At 43.7% G+C, this 20,446-nt stretch carries 15 protein-coding genes; 1 reads left to right on the top strand and 14 read right to left on the bottom strand.

Translation table 11 applies throughout. The features are described from left to right. Positions 1 to 61: 61 nt before the first annotated feature. From MHH86_RS03805 to MHH86_RS03795, 3 genes are read right to left on the bottom strand one after another with little or no spacing between them, the layout of a single operon-like run. A complete protein-coding gene (locus MHH86_RS03805; RefSeq protein ID WP_342479644.1) occupies positions 62 to 1,492 on the bottom strand; it encodes a DUF1116 domain-containing protein in 1,431 nt (476 codons plus the stop codon). A gap of 1 nt (position 1,493) precedes the next feature. Beyond that, entirely contained in the window at positions 1,494 to 3,038 is a 1,545-nt protein-coding gene (gene fdrA / locus MHH86_RS03800) for an acyl-CoA synthetase FdrA (RefSeq protein ID WP_076146263.1), read from the bottom strand. 3 nt (positions 3,039 to 3,041) lie between these two features. Next, positions 3,042 to 3,752, bottom strand: a complete 711-nt coding sequence (locus tag MHH86_RS03795) for a DUF2877 domain-containing protein (protein ID WP_143767751.1) — start codon at positions 3,750 to 3,752, stop codon at positions 3,042 to 3,044. A gap of 541 nt (positions 3,753 to 4,293) precedes the next feature. Between MHH86_RS03795 and MHH86_RS03790 the strand changes: the two genes are divergently transcribed. After that, positions 4,294 to 5,991 carry a PucR family transcriptional regulator gene (locus tag MHH86_RS03790; protein ID WP_038568767.1) on the top strand — a complete coding sequence of 566 codons (1,698 nt, stop codon included), beginning with the start codon at positions 4,294 to 4,296 and terminating at the stop codon, positions 5,989 to 5,991. A gap of 58 nt (positions 5,992 to 6,049) precedes the next feature. Here MHH86_RS03790 and MHH86_RS03785 read toward each other — a convergent pair whose 3' ends face one another. From MHH86_RS03785 to MHH86_RS03735, 11 genes are all read right to left on the bottom strand, one after another. Further along, positions 6,050 to 6,706, bottom strand: coding sequence for a SprT family zinc-dependent metalloprotease (locus MHH86_RS03785; protein WP_038574107.1), 657 nt, complete (start codon positions 6,704 to 6,706; stop codon positions 6,050 to 6,052). Positions 6,707 to 6,786: 80 nt separating this feature from the next. After that, positions 6,787 to 8,160 carry a hypothetical protein gene (locus tag MHH86_RS03780; protein WP_076105340.1) on the bottom strand — a complete coding sequence of 458 codons (1,374 nt, stop codon included), beginning with the start codon at positions 8,158 to 8,160 and terminating at the stop codon, positions 6,787 to 6,789. A gap of 165 nt (positions 8,161 to 8,325) precedes the next feature. Further along, on the bottom strand, positions 8,326 to 10,233 hold the full coding sequence (locus MHH86_RS03775) for a flagellin (RefSeq protein WP_076146260.1): 1,908 nt from the start codon (positions 10,231 to 10,233) through the stop codon (positions 8,326 to 8,328). Positions 10,234 to 10,436: 203 nt separating this feature from the next. Continuing rightward, positions 10,437 to 11,090: a bacillithiol biosynthesis deacetylase BshB2 gene (bshB2, locus tag MHH86_RS03770; protein ID WP_076146280.1), complete on the bottom strand. Its 654-nt coding sequence runs from the start codon at positions 11,088 to 11,090 to the stop codon at positions 10,437 to 10,439. A 23-nt stretch (positions 11,091 to 11,113) separates the two neighbouring features. Beyond that, positions 11,114 to 11,458, bottom strand: coding sequence for a YojF family protein (locus MHH86_RS03765; RefSeq protein ID WP_036684865.1), 345 nt, complete (start codon positions 11,456 to 11,458; stop codon positions 11,114 to 11,116). A 233-nt stretch (positions 11,459 to 11,691) separates the two neighbouring features. Continuing rightward, positions 11,692 to 13,572 (bottom strand): PAS domain S-box protein, encoded by a 1,881-nt coding sequence (locus MHH86_RS03760; RefSeq protein ID WP_076098697.1) that lies wholly within the window; start codon positions 13,570 to 13,572, stop codon positions 11,692 to 11,694. A 112-nt stretch (positions 13,573 to 13,684) separates the two neighbouring features. After that, the gene (locus MHH86_RS03755) at positions 13,685 to 15,382 is read right to left on the bottom strand and encodes a hypothetical protein (RefSeq protein WP_076146258.1); all 1,698 of its coding nucleotides are present in this window, start codon (positions 15,380 to 15,382) and stop codon (positions 13,685 to 13,687) included. Between the two features lie 54 nt (positions 15,383 to 15,436). Beyond that, complete coding sequence (locus MHH86_RS03750; protein WP_256719489.1) at positions 15,437 to 16,288, bottom strand: transporter; 852 nt, start codon at positions 16,286 to 16,288, stop codon at positions 15,437 to 15,439. A 143-nt stretch (positions 16,289 to 16,431) separates the two neighbouring features. Beyond that, positions 16,432 to 18,012 carry a hydantoinase/oxoprolinase family protein gene (locus MHH86_RS03745; protein ID WP_076105335.1) on the bottom strand — a complete coding sequence of 527 codons (1,581 nt, stop codon included), beginning with the start codon at positions 18,010 to 18,012 and terminating at the stop codon, positions 16,432 to 16,434. Continuing rightward, a complete protein-coding gene (locus MHH86_RS03740; RefSeq protein ID WP_038568756.1) occupies positions 18,012 to 19,124 on the bottom strand; it encodes a DUF917 domain-containing protein in 1,113 nt (370 codons plus the stop codon). The genes MHH86_RS03745 and MHH86_RS03740 overlap by 1 nt, the downstream gene beginning before the upstream one ends. 4 nt (positions 19,125 to 19,128) lie before the next feature. Continuing rightward, positions 19,129 to 20,439, bottom strand: coding sequence for a cytosine permease (locus MHH86_RS03735; RefSeq protein ID WP_076146256.1), 1,311 nt, complete (start codon positions 20,437 to 20,439; stop codon positions 19,129 to 19,131). Positions 20,440 to 20,446: the final 7 nt, after the last annotated feature.

Raw genomic sequence — 20,446 nt, 5'->3', positions numbered from 1 at the left:
TTACATACCAATGGCTTATGAAGCCCTCAGACCCTTGAATAGGCCTGAAGGGCGGGTGGTTCTATGAATGCATGCTCTGGCTAAAAGCGAGAATGGCTTGCTCGAAACACTCGATTGGAGGATGAGTGATTCCGGCTCCAATCATTCCGATGCCCGGATCCTTATGGGCAATAGCCGTGTTGATCACTGGCATAATGCTGGTTTGACCCACTTTACGAATATCGATTCCAGTAGGAATTCCGCGGAAGTTCAATAAAGGAATCGTCACATTTGGATTCTCCGTCGTAGTGATTTCCTTCATTTTCACAGAATAGTTCATGGCATCATCTACGGTTCCCCCAACTAATGCTACAATCGCCGGCGCGGTTGCCATGGCGAAGCCACCTATACCATACGTTTCGGTAATCGCACTGTCTCCGATATCGAGTCCCGAGTCTTCCGGCTTATACCCTGCAAACATCGGTCCGACAACCTTTTGCGCAGGACCGGTAAACCAGGTATTGCCTGGCATTCCACTGACACGAATACCAAATTCCACGCCATTGCGGGCCATCGTTGTTACGATGGTGCTATGCTCGATGCCATGGGCAGCATCAAGTGCACATTTACAAAGAGCCATCCAAGTTGGTCCGGAGAAATAATCACTCATTGCCACAAAGTCGAACACTTCGATTTTCTGCTCATTGGTATAATCCGTTCTCAGGATAAGCGGCGTTAATGCCTGAATCAAAAGAGTCGTTCCAGCGTTGTTGCGGTTATGGCATTCATCTCCCATATGGAGCGCCTGTGATAACATGAGCCGCAGATCAATGCCTTTCTCAGAGAACTTCATCGCCTCACGCAGCATCGGTCCAAGCACATCTCTCATCCAGATCAAACGGGCAACGACCGTTTCATCGTTTGCACCCATCCGCAAGATTTTCGACAGTTGCTCACTAAGGTTCGTATAAGCGATGTTGCCATACGTTTTATTCTCTACAATGTGCATAAACATAGAGGCTGAGGTTACTCCTGCCATGGAACCCACACAATTATGCTCGTGACAAGGGGAGAACGTAATCTCACCTGATGCCGCTAGTTCGGCAGCTTCATCGAGATCCTTCGCCAAGCCCTCAAAGACCAAAGCGCCGGTAACTGCACCTTTCATGGGACCACTCATCTTATCCCAAGTAATCGGAGGTCCTGCATGTAATATCGTAGTCTTAGTCATCCCGGGTACGACGTTGATCGCTTGGCCAAAACCAACCAATACCGGTTGTGAATTCACGATTCGCTCTACAGCCAGCTTGTTGGCAGCCTCAATCTTTGCAGCAATCCCCTCTTGCTCTAACGCATCCAGTGCAGCAATTAATTCGGGCTTACCTCCACCAGGTGGCTTCCATTCCAGATGGGTTACGTTGCCTTTTTGCTTCAGGATATCATCCTTGAACATTTCTAGGCCGACATTGATAACGTGAAGTTCACTCTTAAATAACTCATTGATTCTGCTCATGTTATACTCCCTTCTCTACAAAACCTCTGGCAAGAAGTCCTGCATTCGTATTACTGCTTGCATAGGTAACACCCACGGATACCAGCTTATCAAGCTGTTCTTGGACCGAAGGTGTATCCAGATCGGTTCCAAGGACATAGCCGATAATCTCCAAATGTCTGCCTTCTTGTTCCGCTGCTTGCTTAGCCTCAATAATTGCAGGCACCATAACACCTACTGGATCCTCATGTGATCCATAGCCTAATACAAAATCCATAATGATCACGCCCACCGCCGGGTCCTTCGCTTCCTGCTTGAATCTGGCAATCCGTGAAGAAGGATCAATCATCGGATGTGGTTTGCCGTTAGTGAACCCATCATCCCCAAAGTCAATAAACGTATGCGCTTGGCTGATATGGATATCACCCAGCTGATATTCCGGATCTTTTGGAATGTTGCTATAGACATCGTCGTATTTCTCCATCGCTAGATACATTGCTTCATCACATAAAGTACCGCCGCAGAATAACCCACGAATATACTTCTGTTCTGGCTTCAGCTTGACCTTAATCTCCTCAATCAGCGGAAGGTTTAGCGGATGCTTGTCAATTTGACTCTCATCGATGCCGGATAGAATTACCGCCTTCAGCGCGGCCTCTTTGGTTGTTTTGGCAAAATGTCCACCTGCCTCCAGAACAGCTTCCTCCGTTCCTCCGATAAAGCAGACTACGACAGGCTTATGCATATTTTTGATTTCATTCAGCACTTTTTGTTCCACACTTTTGGCTGGTGGCTTGGAAATCAACACAATGACCTTAGTGGCTTCGTCTTCGTTAAGCGCTTTCATAGCATCAAGCATCATTACTCCGCCGACACGTTCACTTAGGTCTCTGCCGCCTGTGCCAATCAACTGTGAGATGCCTCCGCCAAAATCGTGAATCCGCACGCTGATTTCCTGACTTCCTGTGCCGGATGCACCCACGATGCCGATATTGCCTTTACGAACTTTATTGGCAAAACATAAGGCCATATTTCCAATGATCGCGGTTCCGCAATCCGGCCCCATCATCAGTAATCCACGCTCATGTGCTATTTTTTTTAATTCAATTTCGTCTTCTACGCTTACGTTGTCACTGAACATCATGACATGGAGATTATTCTCCAGCGCTTTTCTTGCTTCTCTGGCTGCAAACGCTCCGTTGACTGAAATCACTGCAAGATTAGCTGCTGTCCTATTCTTCACTGCCGACTCAATTGTTGGATATTTAAGCTCTGTACCGCCAACTGCACTGTCTTTTTTAATAAACAGCTCTTCGATTGCTCCAAAGGCAACTTCAGCCAGCTCAGGGGATGCTGCTTTGATTACGATCATCAGGTCACTATTCTTAGCTTCCTCTAGCTCAGGGGTTATCAGCCCTACATTCGCTAATACCTCTTTATTCATTTGAGTAGCCATTGCGATAAAAGCTTGTTCGACACCCTCTATTTGATTCGCTTTGGTCGACAACGACATGAGCGAGACGGAATCAAAGTATGTGTTTCTTTTAATTACTATTTTAGTCGACATATCTTACCTCCAACGTTGTTCTAGATTAAGATCCAAACCGCTAATGATCCCCAAGGCAATATCTGTTCCGGAAGAAGAACCTATATCCAGCACTGCCGATAAGCCAAGAAACATATTTTCCTTACTCTCATACATGAGCGAATGCAGCATCTGACCCATTGACTCTCTCACCTGACCCCAAGCCGCTTTTTTCAGAGCCATATAGCTTATTTCATTCGTTAATTCAGCTGCTTCGTTCACGACTTCCCTGCACCACGGCTGGTATTTACTAATAGGACTCTGAGGCAGATGGATCACAGCAAACAATCCAACTAAAAAATCATCTCCCGACGGAGTCAGACCTGGGCCTAATCCCATTAGTCGAATTGCATAAAAAGCAGCATCTTCCATGCTGTCATTCGCCAAGGCATTCAGAAGACCTGAAGATCGCTCTTCCAGCAGCCGCATCGTTTCTCTCTCAAAGCAGCTAGAACCCGCAAACTGCTTCATACCGCCTGGTTTTCCATAGCTATTGATATAAGCTTTTGCCACAGCCAAATTATCTCTTAGCGTCTTTACTTCTTTTGGAAAAATAGATAGAGAGCTCTGCCAAACTGTCAGTTCCTTGATCGATATTGAAAGCTTAGTGCCAATATATAATTGATCATTCTCCGCAAAAACTTCTTCTCCCACAACCAGTCCAAGAACCGAAAAACTACTAACCTCTGTAATCAAAGTATTAGGCGCATTATCTACCCTACTGCTCGCAATGGTATATAATTCATCAGTTGCCTTGCACCTTACATTTATCGTCCGCTCAAATATGCTGTGTATATTTCCGAAAAATCTTGATTCTCGAATCCGATGAAAGAACGCGCTATCACTGGATATCCCAGCTTTTAAATAAGAGGTACACTTGCTCTGAGAATACTCCGTTTGATCGCCCCCTTGAGAAGGAAGTAGATAATGGTTTGGTCACTTATTGTCAGGTTATCCTATATAGAAAGCGTTCTCATAAAAAAACCGTAACGGTTGATGATGAATGATAGAAGATGTTACACTCAGTTCATAAAATTCCAAGAATGATGAAGATTGAGCTGCTTTCTGTGTGAAAAAGGATATTTTTGTGAAATATATCACAGTTTAACGGATAAACGTTACCTGACACCCTTATTGTAGTCCTCCGTACACTGGGGGTCATCATACAAGAACACTAAAAACAACAAGTAATCACTATGCACATTGCACAATGGGTGAAGATGAGAGGTGTGAATTGATGTTAACGATAAAAGATATCTTACAAATCAAATCCATCGAAGGCATAAAGATCGTTGCGGGGCATTCTGGCCTAAACAATCAAATCTCTGTAGTTAATATCATCGAGAATCCGGACGTATTTGACTGGCTGACCTCGAACGAGCTGCTTTTATCCACCGGATATATCTTCAAAGACAGCACGGAGCTGCAGAACAAATTCATTCATGAGCTGGTGGAGAATAACTGTGCAGGACTCTGCATCAAAATGAAGCGATATTTCGATGCTATCCCGCAGAACATGATCGAGCTTGCTGATAAGCATGGACTTCCGCTACTGGAGCTCCCTTTTGAATACACCTTGTCCAGAGTCATTGCGATCATTAACGAAAAGACCAACGCGGATTACGATGCAGTGAACCGACGTTCGCTCGACCTTCATAATGCGCTGTTCAAAATCGCGCTCGAAGGCGGCGGTATTGAGCAAATATCGGCGGAATTGTCCGACACGATCCATAACCCTGTTCTTATATTAGATAGAGACTGGAACCTACTCTGCTATACAGATCATAAGGATAACCCATCTCCACTTCAGGAATTCCTGCCACTGGTGAAGAACAGGCCTGTTTTTCCAACAGAGTTCACGGTAGCTTTCCCAAAGTATATTACTGAAATCAAAAAATCCATCAAACGCACCTACTATTCTCAGGGACAGCCGTACAAGTGCTGCATTATGCCGGTTTCTGTATCCAGTAATGCTTACGCGTATATCGTCGTTCTGCAAACGGTACGCAAGCTGGTTGAATTTGACTACACCGCGTTAGAGCATGTATCCACGATGCTTGCACTGGACCGGATCAAAGCCAAGGAAATCGAAGAGGTAAAGCATAAAATTAGGCAGGACTTCTTCGACGACTTATTAGCTGGCAATATTACTTCAACAGAAACACTGCATTCCCTATCTGCTATGCATGGGCTTAAAGTTAACTATGCGTATTACTGTACAGTTATCCATGTTGAAGCTACACAGCTGGAAAACTACACGGACATGGTTTATAGAAAATATGAAATGGAGCATATGGTCAAAAAATGTGTCAATTTGATCTATGGCTTGTCCAGTAATGCAGGTGGAGAGCTAATCTGTTACTATCGCAATCAGCAAATCATCATCTTGATCGGCAAAAATGAAAATAAACCGCCAATTTCCGTAAGCGATACGAAAGCCTTTGCTCAAGAGGTGCTGCAGTTGCTGGCTCAGGAAATGACTAAAAATCATTTTCTCATCGGCATTGGCAGTCAGTATAAGACACTTGCTTCGCTCCATCGAAGCTTCTTCGAGGCCCAGGAAGCTATGCGGCTCATGCAGCGGTTTAATAAAGACAGCCGGAGCATTGCTCACTTCGAGGATTATTCTGTCTATCATTTTCTGGATTCCAACATTAAGCCTACGGAAATGGAGACATTCTTTAACAAAGTTCTGGGAGGCATTCATGAACATGACCAGACGATGAACACGAGATTCATGTCTACCTTGGAGTATTATTTTATGTACAATCAGAATGTAACCGAAGCCGCCAAAGCGATGTTTATTCACCGCAACACCTTTATTTACCGGATTGATAAAATCAAAGATTTGCTAAATATAGATCTGAAAAACTCTGATGAGTTATTCGAGATTCAACTGGCACTTAACCTCTATCGATTGCTGCAAAGGGGTTAAAATAACGAAGGGTATTCCCAGCAACCATTACTCTAGTTGCACTGGAATACCCTTTTTTTCATAACGTCATAGCCCGTCCATATCTTGCTAAATATTCTTCCTTCTCCTTATAATCCGGCATTAGGCTTCCAACCCGTCGCCAAAAGGAGCGATCATGGTTCATATGCAGCAAATGACATAACTCATGGATGATCACATAATCGATAACCTCCACGGGAGCCATGGCCAGACGATAGTTAAAGGTTAGTTTTTTATCGGAGCTGCAGCTTCCCCATTTGGTCCTGGACTCTACAATCTCGATACTCTTAGGTTTTACTCTAAGCTGCGTCTGGTACCTAGTGATCCGCTCTCCTATAAGCTTCTTGCAGCTAGAGAAATAGAACTTTTTCAGCTTTAACTGAAGTTGTTCTTCACTTAGCTCCGCTGTCTCTATAAGCTCATGCAGAGAATAATATTTGCCTAGATACAGGAACTTTCCTTCATCTTCGTACGCTCTGATCATCTTTGGCGTTTCACGAGCCGCTTCGAGACTTTGCAGCTTCTCCACAATCATTTTGCCATTACGCTCAACCACACTTTTAATCGTCTCTTCAGATGTTTTCTTAGGTACCTTGAGTGTTATGCGCCCTGACGAATCTATATGAATGGAGATTTTTTTCCCGTTTCCATATTGAACATTAAACTCGATCACCTGATTGTCGTAATCAATCTTCATACCCACCATCGTTTCTATAAGATTATTCGCAATAAAAAAGAAGAACGCACCTAGGCGTTCTCCTATTTTAACACGATTCCTCAATACACCGGATATCCCGCTACAAACATTGCCAAGTAAAGTATACTACCCACAACAGATATAACAGTAAGTGCAACATCCTTCGGCTTTTCATTAGTAAGCGCAACGGCTGCAAAAGCTAGCGGAAAGGCAACAAGCAAATAACGCGGGGCTGACAGCAGCCAGGTAGCTCCCACTACGAAAGCAAAATACACGATAAAATAAGCAGTATAGGATGGCCGTAGTTTTCTTGCTCCCATAAACATGATAATTAGTGCTGAGAATATAGCGATTAAATTGGGCAGCCACATGCCGAGAAAAGAACGGCTATCTCCACTTTTAAAGGTGCCCACCGCATATTCCATCTGATATCTTACGGTATCGAAAAAGAGATAGAACTTCTGTGACCAATGCTCCCTCTGGTAAATACTGAACTGAAAAGCATTTCCCGTAACATAGTAGTTGATGTAAAGATAAGCCAGCAAACCCATCGATATGATAGCAAGACAACCAATGGCGGTGGTCAGCTTATGTATAAACGCTTTTTTATCTAGTAATTTATAATTCCCTATAAGATCCCGTGCTAATTCAATCGCAACCGGTACAATCAACAGCACCCCTGGAGAACGCGTATACGCTGCGAGTGCACCGCATAAACATCCGATGAGCCATTCTTTTTTTCTCACAAAATATAAACACAACAGCGATAAGGCCAGAAATAGAGATTCGGTCATAGGGATGAAGAAAAAGAACGCAGCCGGAAATATAAAAATATACTTCACTACTCGCATAGCACTCTTTCGATGCATGTCTAGTGAGGCAAGCTCATAGGCGACCAAGGCAGCAACAAGCGAGCAAATATTAGAAACGATAAATCCAGCGACGAGATAATTCCCTACGAATACCTGAACTACTTTAATTAGATTTGGAAAAAAAGGAAAAAACACAATATGGTATTTCGGATCTCCCTCCGTCACATACCAATTCTCCGCGATGCCCAAATAATGTGAAGCGTCGATCCCCGATATATGCCAGGTCTCAGCTATTTTGTTAAACAAACCACCGGAATAGCCATTCTGTATGATCAAAAATATATAACCGATAAACATAAGCAAGACCCGACTAGCCACTACCCAGCCGATAATATATAGCCAAGCCTGCTTTCTGTCCCGTGTTTTATTTTCCAGAGTTACTTCAGGCGCTGGATTTGTCAGAACAAAATCTGTCAAAACAGGTATAGTGCGGAGTCCCAATAATATAAAAAGTACGAAACAGGCCACGGAAGCAAGGGTACCCATCATAGTCCAACTAGTGGTTGAGTTTACCCAGAAAATAGCCGTCACCATCATAATGAACATGAAGATGAAGGAAATGATTTTGTCGTGCTTTTTCATTTGAACCTCCAGAGATAAATTCTTACAATAATCTAGTTAAAAAAGGAAAATATTACGCATAGAAATATAATAGTCTCTGGAAATTTTTTTGTAAATCATTTCTTAGATCATCATAGATTCTAAAAAAAGCCTATGCACTGAAATGCATAGACTGTATGTATAGCCCTATTTTAACAACTCTAACACGCCTTGAGGCTGTTGATTAGCTTGAGCCAACATGGCTTGTGATGCTTGAGATAAGACATTGTATTTGGTAAGCTTCATCATTTCCTTTGCCATATCTGCATCTCTTATTCGTGATTCAGCTGCTGTTAAGTTCACTTCGTAATTGGTTAGGTTATTATGGATATGTTCTAATGCATTTTGATACGCGCCGTACATTGAACGCTTGGATGAAACGGTATTTATAGCTTTGTCTATTTTCGAAATCGCTAATTCGGCACCTTGTCTAGTTGAAAGATCTATATCCGCAATTCCCAGAGCAGTAGTTCTAGCATCTGTTAATTTAACAGCGAAGTTATCCCCAGAGTTTGCTCCCACCTGAAGATTTACTGTTTTGTAATCATATGTGGTACCAGGGTTTGATCCGTAAGATACATTGAAATTGGTTATTCCAGTTGTAGTTGAAAAAGTGTAACTTCCGTCATCATTACTAATAATGTTATTTAATCTATCCGTAGAGCCCCCACCATTTAGATTAACATTAGCCAATTCATTTCCCTGTGGATCAAAAATGGAAAGACGATAATTATTATCTACTATTCCTCCAACGATGTAATTCCCATCTTTCATTTCTGTAATGCTAGTAAGTTGACTGGAGTTGGAAGTTTCATTTGATATATTCTTCTCCCACAATACGTTTCCACTACTGTCTAGTTTATAGATTAATCCACTAGTTTTAGTAGAGTCGTTATAAGAACCAACAATTATGGCCCCTCCATCACTGGTTGCGACGGCGCGGTAACCTTCATCATCCCCAGCAGCACCGACTCGTGTGTCCCATAACGGATTTAAGTTACTATCATATTTCACAACCCAGCTTGACTTATCGGTATAAGAACTGTTTAGTTTGAGACTTGATGAACCAATAGCCAAATAACCGCCGTCAGCAGTTTCAATAATAGAATTAAATTCTTCGCTTCCATAGCCAACAGGATTGGATTGTGAAGAACCCGCTATCGAGGTGGATTGTTGCACACCACTACTATTAAATTTAGCCATAAGGCCATCCCAATTTTGAATACCGGAACCCGTCCCTGCCACAATAAAGGAACCGTCACTAGTCTCAATTACTTCATTCCCCATAATGGAGTAGACGCCAGATACCCCTGTACTCCACTGCTCATTCAAATTCCCATCCCATTTAATTATATTTATCCTTTGATCGGAAATTGCCCCTGCTGAGAAATCATTTCCTAATAAAATATAACCACCATCACTAGATTCCTTAATACTATACACATCCATATTAGGAATTGCTTGTGACCAAACCAGATTACCCATACTATCTAATTTGAAAGGATTATTACCGGGAATTCTTATTCCGACATAACCTCCATCCGAAGTCTTAGATAAATCTCTGGCAGGTATGTTAGCTGTCCAATTCGTACTTATATTGCCCTGTACTGGCGTAATATTCGTGTTTACTTCGAGGTCATTATTCAATAAATGAATTCCATTAAATTGAGTGTTATTAGCAATATCATTTATCCCAAGCTTTATCTGCTCAACTTCTTTTTGAATCAATGTTCGATCAAAATTTGTTAAGGTATCACTTGAAGCCTGTATTGCAAGCTCCCGTAGTCTTAGCAGATTAGGATCTTGTATAGTTCCAAGTCCACTCTCAGCAGTCTGAATTAGTGAAATACCATCCTGTGTATTCCTTGCTGCCTGAGACAATCCACGAATCTGTGCTCTCATTTTCTCAGAAATTGCCAATCCTGCAGCATCATCTGCCGCTATATTTATCCGAAGTCCAGAAGATAACCTCTCTTGTGAACTTGTAATAGATTTATTATTTTTATTTAATCTGTTCAAACTATTTAAAGACGTGATGTTGTGACCGATTCGCATTTAATCACCTTTCAATTGTTAGTATCTTCTATATCGGATAGTCCTTAGTAATTTTTTAGGTCAAATTACCCGTGTCTTAAGGCCTCGCCTTAAATTCCTACCGTCCCCCGCTGAAAAGTTGAATATTCACATACTAAAACGGCGATCTATCACCGGTTAAGCACCGACAACAGATCACCGCTAAAATTCTGATTAGATCATTATCATTCAAACGGATAAATCCAGAAATGTTCTGTTCCAAAACGAGCTTGGATCTCTTTATCATTTAAAGGTTTGCTGCCCAACAGCTCAGCAGCCTGGAATTGGGAACGATGCGCCTGAATGGACGCCATCTTGTGCTTGAGGAAATTTCTTACATCATTGATAACCTTTGGCTCCCCAATCTCTACAATATTATTAGCAAAAGCTATACAGTGAACAGGAGGTCTTTCTTCCTTCGGCAATCTTGCAACGGTTCGGATCACTGCAGCTCCAGTAGCATCGTGATCAGGATGAACGCTGTACCCTGGATAGAACGTGATGATCAGCGAAGGTTTAAGCTCTTTCAAGAGCGCATCAATCTGCCCATCGAGCAAGACTTGATCTTCGAATTCTATCGTCTTGTCGTGAAAACCAAGCATTCTTAAATCCTGTATGCCAATAGCCTCGCAGGATTCCTCCAGCTCCTTCTTACGTATTTCCGGGAGGGTTACCCGATTCGCAAAGGGCGGGATGCCCATATTTCGGCCCATTTCTCCAAGCGTTAGGCATGCGTAGGTAACTTGGGTCCCATTTTGTATATGTTTGGCAAGGGTTCCTGATATACCGAAGGCCTCATCATCCGGATGTGGCAAAATAACAAGAATATGTTTTTCCACAGAACTCTTCATCTCCTCTTCCATTAGAACGGCTCTCGGCTTAATTGTAACGATACGATCAGTTTGCCTTGAGCATCATGTCCAGCCATAATCAATCTGCCTGTCTCACTCTCTTCATAGTGAGTTAGCCCTTCCGAATAAACCCAGCCCTGCGACATTTTTAAGCCGACCCGATAAGGACCGTTGCCGGAAATCGAACCATGGGAATATCGAATAATAGCATTGGTAATAAAAGTAGCGGCTGGATGCTTCGAACTATCTAAATGGGCAGCGTAGGCTCCCGTTGTCATCTCAAGATGGATATATAGATCCTGATCTTTAAGCAGGTCGATCCTATCTTGTACTTCCGATTGATTGATTAGCTGCAATGTTGCGCCTCCGTCTCTGACTGAATATATACATACAAAAAATAAAATCCATACCTTATAGAAGGACGGATCTGTTATATGATAAGCGGGTCCGTATTTCTTTTCAAAGTATAACGTGCAATGCTATGTAATTCAATGGATAGAGCGATCCCCTCCAAGTGTAACAGTAATGGACTGGCTTTTTACTGTTCACCTGAAGGGGATAATATCACTAAGAGGTTATGCAGTTTATATTAGATCACAAACTGATCTAACATCTTTACGATGACTTCACGCTTTACAGGCTTGCTGATATACTCGTCCATCCCGGCAGCTAGACAATTTTCGCGGTCACCCTTCAAAGCATTAGCCGTGACCGCGATGATGGGCGGACATTTCTCTTGATGCTCATCTCTTAACATCTTCATAGCCTCTATGCCGTTCATAATGGGCATGTGAAGATCCAATAAAATAAGATCAAAGGGTTCTTTCCGTGCTGCTTCAACCGCATCTATGCCGTTTGTTACGGCGATAACGCTGTGACCCATTTTTTCGAGTATTTTGGTCAGTACTAGCGCATTGATAGTGTTGTCTTCAGCAAGTAAAATTCTTGCTTCACGTGCGGTATGAAGCTTGTTAATGTTAGCCTCTTGGCGAGGGATTACCACTGATTTCTTGGGCTTGATTGTGAAGGTAACCGACGTACCGCTCTTGCCGTCACTCTCCGCATAGATCTCACCACCCATCATTTCGACAATTCTGCGGCTGATGGCAAGGCCAAGCCCCGTACCTTCATGTCTCCGCATCATAAAGCTATCCACCTGCTCAAACGGTTCAAAAATATCAGTAAGTCGATCAGGATCAATTCCAATGCCAGTATCGGTTACCGTAAAGGCAAGCAGGGAGGGATCTTCCTTTACAAGCCTAACTTTTACCGATATGCTGCCCGCCGGTGTGAATTTCACAGCATTGCCTAGCAGGTTCAAGAACACCTGCTTCAAGCGTTCCTCGTCACCGTAAATAAATTCCGGAACGTCATGATTTATGATGCTGGTGAGCTCCAGATTTTTTTGTTCAGCTTTTATTGCGATAACAGAAAAGCTGTCCTTGAGGCAAGTTCGCAGATCGAATGTATCCTCTTGCAGCTCGCTACGGCCTGCCTCAATTTTTGAAAGATCAAGGATATCATTGATTATATTGAGCAGGATTCCTCCGCTTTTACGAATGATTTCTACATATTCACGTTGTTCTTCATTAAGCTCTGTTTCAAGCAGAATATCAGTCATGCCGATCACCCCGTTCATGGGAGTGCGAATTTCATGACTCATCATAGCCAGGAACTCACTTTTAGCTCTATTCGTGGACTCTGCGGCTTCCTTAGCTAGCGACAATTGCCTTTGCTCGGAAATGTCCTTGCATATAAGGTAAAATCCGATATTATGATTGTTCACATAAATGGGTGCAATACTGGTGAGCACTTCAACTACTTCGCTTTCCTTAGTGACAAGCTTATTGATATACTGCTCAACCGTATTATCGTAAAGGGCTCTTTCCAGAATGCGCTGGACATTCTCTTCTCCAATCAGACTTGCAAGCTTCATCCCGATCAACTCGGACTCGATGGCGTAGCCCGTTATCTTTTCAGCCATACTATTGGTGTTAATGATTCGACCATCAAGGTCAAAGGAAATGACGGCGTCATGGTTGTATTTTTTAAGCGACGTATACCGTTCAACAGACTCCTGAAGGCGTTGCTCGGATTCCTTTTGCTTTGTAATGTTAACGATTTGGCAAATGAAATATGCTGGCTGGTTCGACTCGTCGCTGAATAAGTGGAGAGTAAGCTGTCCCCAAATATAATCTCCATTTTTTGTGATAAACTGCTTTTCCATCTGCAATCTTGTTTTCTCACCCAAGAGTGCTTTTAAATCATGAAGGTTGCCGAAATCTTCGGGGTGAGAAAGGTCTTCTAACCGCATACCCTCAAACTCTTCAGTGGAATAACCAAAAGTCTGTTCAAAGGCTGGGTTTACGGTCAGAATCAAACCATTTGGCGCTAAAAGGGCGATCCCAAAGGAGGCGTGATTAATCACCTGTTGGTTGAACTGTTCCTGGTTTAGATTTACGCGATGCATAGCGACCTCCATGGATGATGTGATTTTTGCGTGAAAAAATAGACCTTCTAATTAGAAGGTCCTATTTATAGCTTATAGTCTAATTTACCCACTTTGTTGTTAATTGAATCCGTTAATTTAACGGGATCGAATAGAACACTCTGGACCCCTTATTGTTCGTATACCAAATGATTTTGTCCCCACTAATAATAGGACTGCACTCTGATAAGGCAAAATACTTGATCGTTTGGATGTCGCTAGTAGCTTCTCCCGCTCCATCTATAAGAACATATTTCAGGTCAACCGGATGATTCTCTTTATCAAACTCCTGCCACAGCACCATCATTTTGTCGTCTGTAATTTTTACTAGTTTAGGGATGGACGCGATCAGGTTCGTGCCTACATATTTAGCCAAGGTGATGTGATTCACCGAAGTACTGCTCAGGTTGGACTTGGGCAACACACTAAGCATGACATCCCTTTGGTCCGTTTCTAAACCCACCATCTCATAAGATGTATACTCTTTGACTAGTGAATGATCTACCGAATTCATAGCGACTATATAGTTCGCCGAGGACAGCTCAAATCCGCCTATAGAAACACCCGTCGCGTTCGCTCCGATTTTGCCGGGAATATTAAATAAGTCTACTTCGTTATAACTGGCTCCGTCTCCTTTATTCAGAACAATCGAACGAGGATAAGCATCACCATGATCGACTAGAACATGCGCTGCACCATCAAACAATACATATTGGTCAAAAGAGTGACTGACATGATTCTTCTGGAATCTTCCCAGATCATTGGTCACAGTCATGGATTTAGTATTTACGATAATAGTAAGCTGGGATTGATGATTTAATTTATCTTCTGTCGTGTATCTTGTACGTGAGGTGTGAAATACAAGCGTATCTCCAGCCTCAGCCATACTACCGGAGCCTGAATCAAACGGGCTAACGGTATAGCTCTCCCCACCCTTTATGGAGACACTGTCTACTCTATTGAAGCTTTTATCATAACGGACAATACGAATGACTTCTTTGCTATCATTCTCTTCGCGGTTCTCTTGGCCAAAAGCAATATAGTTATACTTCTCCCCACTATAGAAACCACCAAACACCGGAAGCTCAAAAGGAATGCTCTTATTGCCTGTTAGTTCGTACTTCTCATTATACGTTTCAATCGTAAACTCTTTGTTCGCCTCAATGACACTTACAGTCCCATCCTTATTATTCACAAGATAAGAAGAGGCCGTACTTTTCCATCTAGGAAAATAAGAAGATTCCCCGTTACTCTCAACTACAGCCGCCGTCTTTACCCGGTAAGCATGATCTGGGATTTTGGAGAATAACGATATGCGATCAGACTGAACGTCAAATTCGATATCAAACGGGATTTTGCCCGCCAAATCTCTCAACTGAAAATAATTGTTATCATCAATATTGTACGCCGTAATAGACTGCAACTGTCCATTGACCAGCACCTTAGAGTTGGAAAGCGTAGCTGCATAATTTTTATTGCGGCTATAATAGTTGCTCGTAGTTTTCTTTTCGGGCGTATAAGCTTGTCCAGTTATGATCTCAATCGCATTGTTCGCTTTATTCCAAGTGATATCAAACTGGCTGCTCGTTCCCGAGAAATACTCTGCCAAATCGCGTAGTCTGAAATAATTGTTATTCGATATGTTGAACCCATTCAGGTTCCGCTGTTCTCCATCAAAATATGTACTGCTCTCTGTTACCTTAGCCTTCACCGTATTGCTCGCAAAGGTTGTAGTGCCGAGCGCTGGTATAACCAGTAATAACATCAGCAATATACTAAAAATCCTCTTCATCCGTCTTTCCTCCATTTATATATAAATAACAATACTATAATTTTTATCGGTATTTTATTCGTATTCCTCCACCACATAACTTACAAACGCCAAGCGCTTACTATCCGGAGACCACGAATTCACGTTAATCGTACCTTGTCCTCCAAACAATTGTACTAGTGTGCGATAATCTCCTCCCGTGCTTGCCATCAATCGAATCTCAACATCCTTATTCGCAGGGTGATCGCCAGGATCTACATCTCCTTTGCGGTAACTCAAGTAGGCAATCGTCTGCCCATCTGGCGATACATGCGGGAACCAGTTATTACTCTCATCAAAAGTCATCTGTGTTTGCTCAGTGCCATCGGCATTCATTCGCCATATCTGCATCAGCCCTGTACGCACCGAGTTGAACCATATATTTCCCCCATCTGGTGAATATTCAGGCCCATCATCCAGCCCAGGCGAATCCGTCAGTTGTACCTCTACTCCCCCGTCTACTGGAATGGTATAAATATCATATTGACCATTGCGCTCTGCACAGTAAGCTAACTCAGCACCGTTTGGAGACCAACCATGTAAATAACTTGGAGCATTCGGTGTAACTAGAACCGGTTCGCCACCCTCCATGGGAAGAATATATATACGAGATTTACCATCTTCTTTCGTATGGTGACTAATTGCGATCTTAGTGTTGTCAAAAGACAGAACATGATCGTTATTACATTCCGCAGCAAACCCCGAGTCAATTTGAACAAGCTCACAGGTTGCGATGTCGAACGAATAGAGACAACCTCGACTATTATAAATAAGACGCTTACCATCGCTAGTCCAATTGGGTGCCTCGATTAAATATTCAAATGAGCGGAGGGCAGTACGCTCCCTAGTCTGTACATCTACGATTTCTAATGTGCTAATCACTTTCATTGTCCTCTCTCCCATCGTTAAAATATGTACATAACCCACTTCGACAGCTATTCTAAATCCCCTTTCTTTCTTGGTAATACAATTATAAAGACAAAAAGATCCGCCTCGAAGAGTTCACTCCTCAAGGCAGATCCATAATCATCTTATAAACGTCCAGCCGCTTTTACTTTTACCAGCAAGGCATTACCCGGCAAGTATGCAATCGGAATATCCTCAGACAATACGATCTGAACGGTATCGCGATCTGCACCGGCTAGAACAGCTTGCTCTATTGCATGGCTGCGGGCATCTTCCTTAGCTTCATCATAAGACATTTCGTCCAGGGAATAAATCCGCTCTGTCTCCCCGCTCACCTCACCTAACGCAGCGCCAATTGCATTCGCAGCATCATAGTGATCCGGTCTTACAATCCGTGATACACCTTCAAGCTTGTCTGCCACAAGAATACTTCCGCCACCGACCAAAATGACGTCAACAGGATCTGAGCTTGTCTTCATCCGATCAATCGCTTCCTCGATATCCCGCGTAATGATCTCATCTGCTCTCTTGCAGATCGATTCATCAAGTGCCTCAGTCTGCGCATCTTTCCACTCGTATCGATTAAGCTTCACCGCCACATCGGTTGCTGTGAGCGTATCACCACCAAAGATGAGGCCGCGCTTCAATAGCTCGTACCCCACGCTATCCGGACCCACTGTTACCTGATCCTGCGTTTCATCTAAGCGAACGATTGTACCGCCGCCGATCCCGATCGATAAGATATCCGGCATGCGGAAGTTCGTGCGAATCCCGCCAATCTCAACCGCAGCGGAGGATTGACGCGGGAAGCCTTGCATCAGGACGCCGATATCTGTCGTGGTGCCACCGATATCAACAACAAGTGCATCATTCAGACCTGACAAGTGTGCCGCGCCCCGAATGGAATTCGTCGGACCGCAAGCAATCGTCAGAATCGGGTAACGAAGCGCATATTCACTGTACATCAGTGTTCCATCGTTCTGACAGATGTATAGGCTCGCGTCAATTCCATAAGTGTGAAGCGCCTCTTCGAAGCCCTTTACGACTCCAGCAATGACGTTAAGTAATGCGCCGTTCAGCAACGACGCGTTCTCACGCTCGAGCAATCCAATACTTCCAATCTCATGAGACAACGTCACAGGCATATCTGCGCCAAGTACTTGCTTCGCTAGTTCTTCGACACGTTTCTCCTGCGAGGTATTCACTGGGGAGAACACACCACAGATCGCAACCGCTTCGACTTCACCCTTCATTTTCAAAAAGCAGTCTAGAATCTCTTCTTCATCCATTTCAACAATCGTGCGGCCATCATATTCATATCCACCATGAACAACATAAGCATGTGGGCAAACCGTTGCCTTAAGTGTATCGTCCCAATCCGCAAGTGGAGGAACCGCAGTTGTTGCCGGTGCCCCGATTCGAATCAAGCCGACTTTCCCCAAGTGCTTGCGCTCTACAATAGCATTCGTACAGTGCGTAGTTCCGAGCATTGCATAACGAATCTGCACCGGATTCACACTACTCTCTGCTAACAAACGACGGATGGATTCAGTAATGCCTTCATTCACATCACTTGTGGTATGCACTTTTATCGTATGAATGGTGTTTAGCTTGGAGTCGAGCAAGGCTGCATCTGTATTTGTCCCGCCGACATCAATCCCAATGCGGTATATTTCTTCCATGTTGTCTACATTCGTATGAGACATTACTCTGCTCCCCCTTTCTCTGCTGCCAATTGTTCAATTGGAACATAAGGTGCATCATAGCCAAAATATTGTGGACCTACCGTCTCGAGGCCCTTTGGTGAACGCCATTTCGGATCACAAGGGAAACCAACCACACTAACCCGAGCACCGTATTTCAAATTCTCAGTCGTGATTGGCATACCGGTATCCTGGTCAAGCACAGAGATCAGGTCAGGAGTAATAGCAATTGAATGTCCATCTTCTGTGGCAAGAAGGAACTCATTCTGGAAGAACAAAGTCATCGTACGTCCCTTTTTAGCATCTGTACCTTCGAAGATCGCTTCACCGCGTGTAAATCCACCTTCTGTACGACGGCGAATGTCTACTGCCTTACCCTGGAACAACGCATATCCATTCAGCTGCTTCAGCAGCATTTCAATTGGATTCTGCTTCAATTCCTTGGACTCAAACAATGTTTTTCCAATTTCATACGCAAGCGTCAAGGTATGTGGAATTGCACTTTGCTTTACCTGCGCTCCAGTTACCGGATAATCACAAATCGAAGCTGATCCGCCCATTTGAATCGTAACCGCACGCGCCATCCGCTCTTCCCAAACACCGTCGATCGCATGCATAAGCACACCATTGCCGCGTTCATCTGCCATCGTAATCGGACTGCAGTCAATACCGTCCAAGTAGAATGTCACCATTTGCGATTCTGGAAAAGCCCGTCCCATGGCATCCGCATCTACGATAGGAATATTGCGTTCCGCAGCCGTAATTACGGGAACCAGAGAGTTACCGCCACCGACCTCAATCGGCATAATGGCGCTCACCTTGCGGCCCAGCTCTTTCTCAATCATATCCAAAGGCTTGATCATTTGCTGAATCGAAGGAATCTTCTCATTCATAACCGTAGGTGCGCCAATCATGGATATAGGAACAACCAATGCATCGTCCTCCAGATCCTCAGGACTTACTAAACGAACAGGACCATATTTGCGAATGGCTTCCATCGCCATCAATTTACCAATATGCGGGTCACCGCCCCCGCCTGTTCCAAGAACGGCTGCACCAACAGCAATGTATTGCACCGCTTGTTCATTTAATTCTGTTAGTTTGTGATTTCTCATGTTGTTATCCCTTCTTTGTCATGATTTTGCCGACTATCCACTGCACGATAAAGGCGAACATAAACGCATCTAATGCCGGTACGCTCGTGATTTGGAACCATCCAAATCCATCTGGCGCTGCGGTTGTCATAAAAGCGAACAACGTAGCTGCAACCCACACCGCTAAGGAGCGAATCACCCAGTTCTTATTGCGATCCAGACCTTCAAAAGTGAATTTCTTTCGATCTACAAACAAAAATTCGGACGTGTAGATCCCCCCGATTGGAGAGACAAACACCGTAATAATATTTAGGAAAGATAAAAACTTATCATAGATGCCAAATACGGCAAGCAACGTAGCAAAGATACCCGCCACAATAGTAATTAGCTTTTTCGGAACCTTTTGGAACACGACAGAGAACCCTAACGAAGCAGAATATAAATTGTTCGTGTTTGTCGTCCATTGGGCAAGGGTTAAGACGATAATGGCTGGAAGCCCAAGTCCTAGCGCAATGAAAATATTCGTCAGATCATCTGTGTCCATAATTCGAGATAGGAAAATAGCTACAATCGTCATGAAGCTGTTACCCACAAAGAAGCCGATAAAGGCCGCGGTTATAGCATGCTTCGGTGTGCGCGCCCAACGAGCGATATCCGGTGAAAGCACCGTGCCGACAATAAAGATACCAATAACAAGCGAGATCGCTGTCCCCATCGGGATCGCTGCTCCGCTAATCGGTTCCCACACGGCTGAAGCTCCTTTGGTATGGAACGCGGAATAAATAGCCACTCCGATAAACAAAATAAGCAATGGTACGGACCAGGTGCTTAGTCGTTCAATAGATTGATATCCCCAAATAGCTGTCGACATCATCAAAAGCCCACCTATGAATGAAAGCACCCCTAAGGACAGATGAATATCCCATAATTGACTAAAAGCAGTCTGCATATTCGAAGCGAAGAAGCCGACCTGCACCCCAAACCAACCGAGTGAGAAAATACCGAGGATAACTGCTACGACACGTGCACCCACATTTCCGAATAGAAACCGAGAGATCATCGATGTCGATAACCCTGTTTTAGCCCCTACATACGCACATAACGCTCCGATCACCCCTAGGATTAACGAACCGATTATTGTTGCTGTGAGTGAATCCGTCAGATTCATTCCATTGCCAAGCTGAGCACCCAAGAACATCGCTGATAGGTCAATCCCGATGGCGATCCAGACGAGCGACATAGATAGCCATTTTTTACGCAAATGCGCTGGAACCGGCTCTCTCTCAAAATCCCCCGAGCTAAGCTCGTTCCCCTTTACTTCACTTACTTCTGCCATTCTCCCC

It is taken from the genome of Paenibacillus sp. FSL F4-0097, from assembly GCF_038593125.1.
GTDB lineage: Bacteria > Bacillota > Bacilli > Paenibacillales > Paenibacillaceae > Paenibacillus_AQ > Paenibacillus_AQ odorifer.
This window is presented reverse-complemented; position numbering and strand designations above follow the sequence as displayed.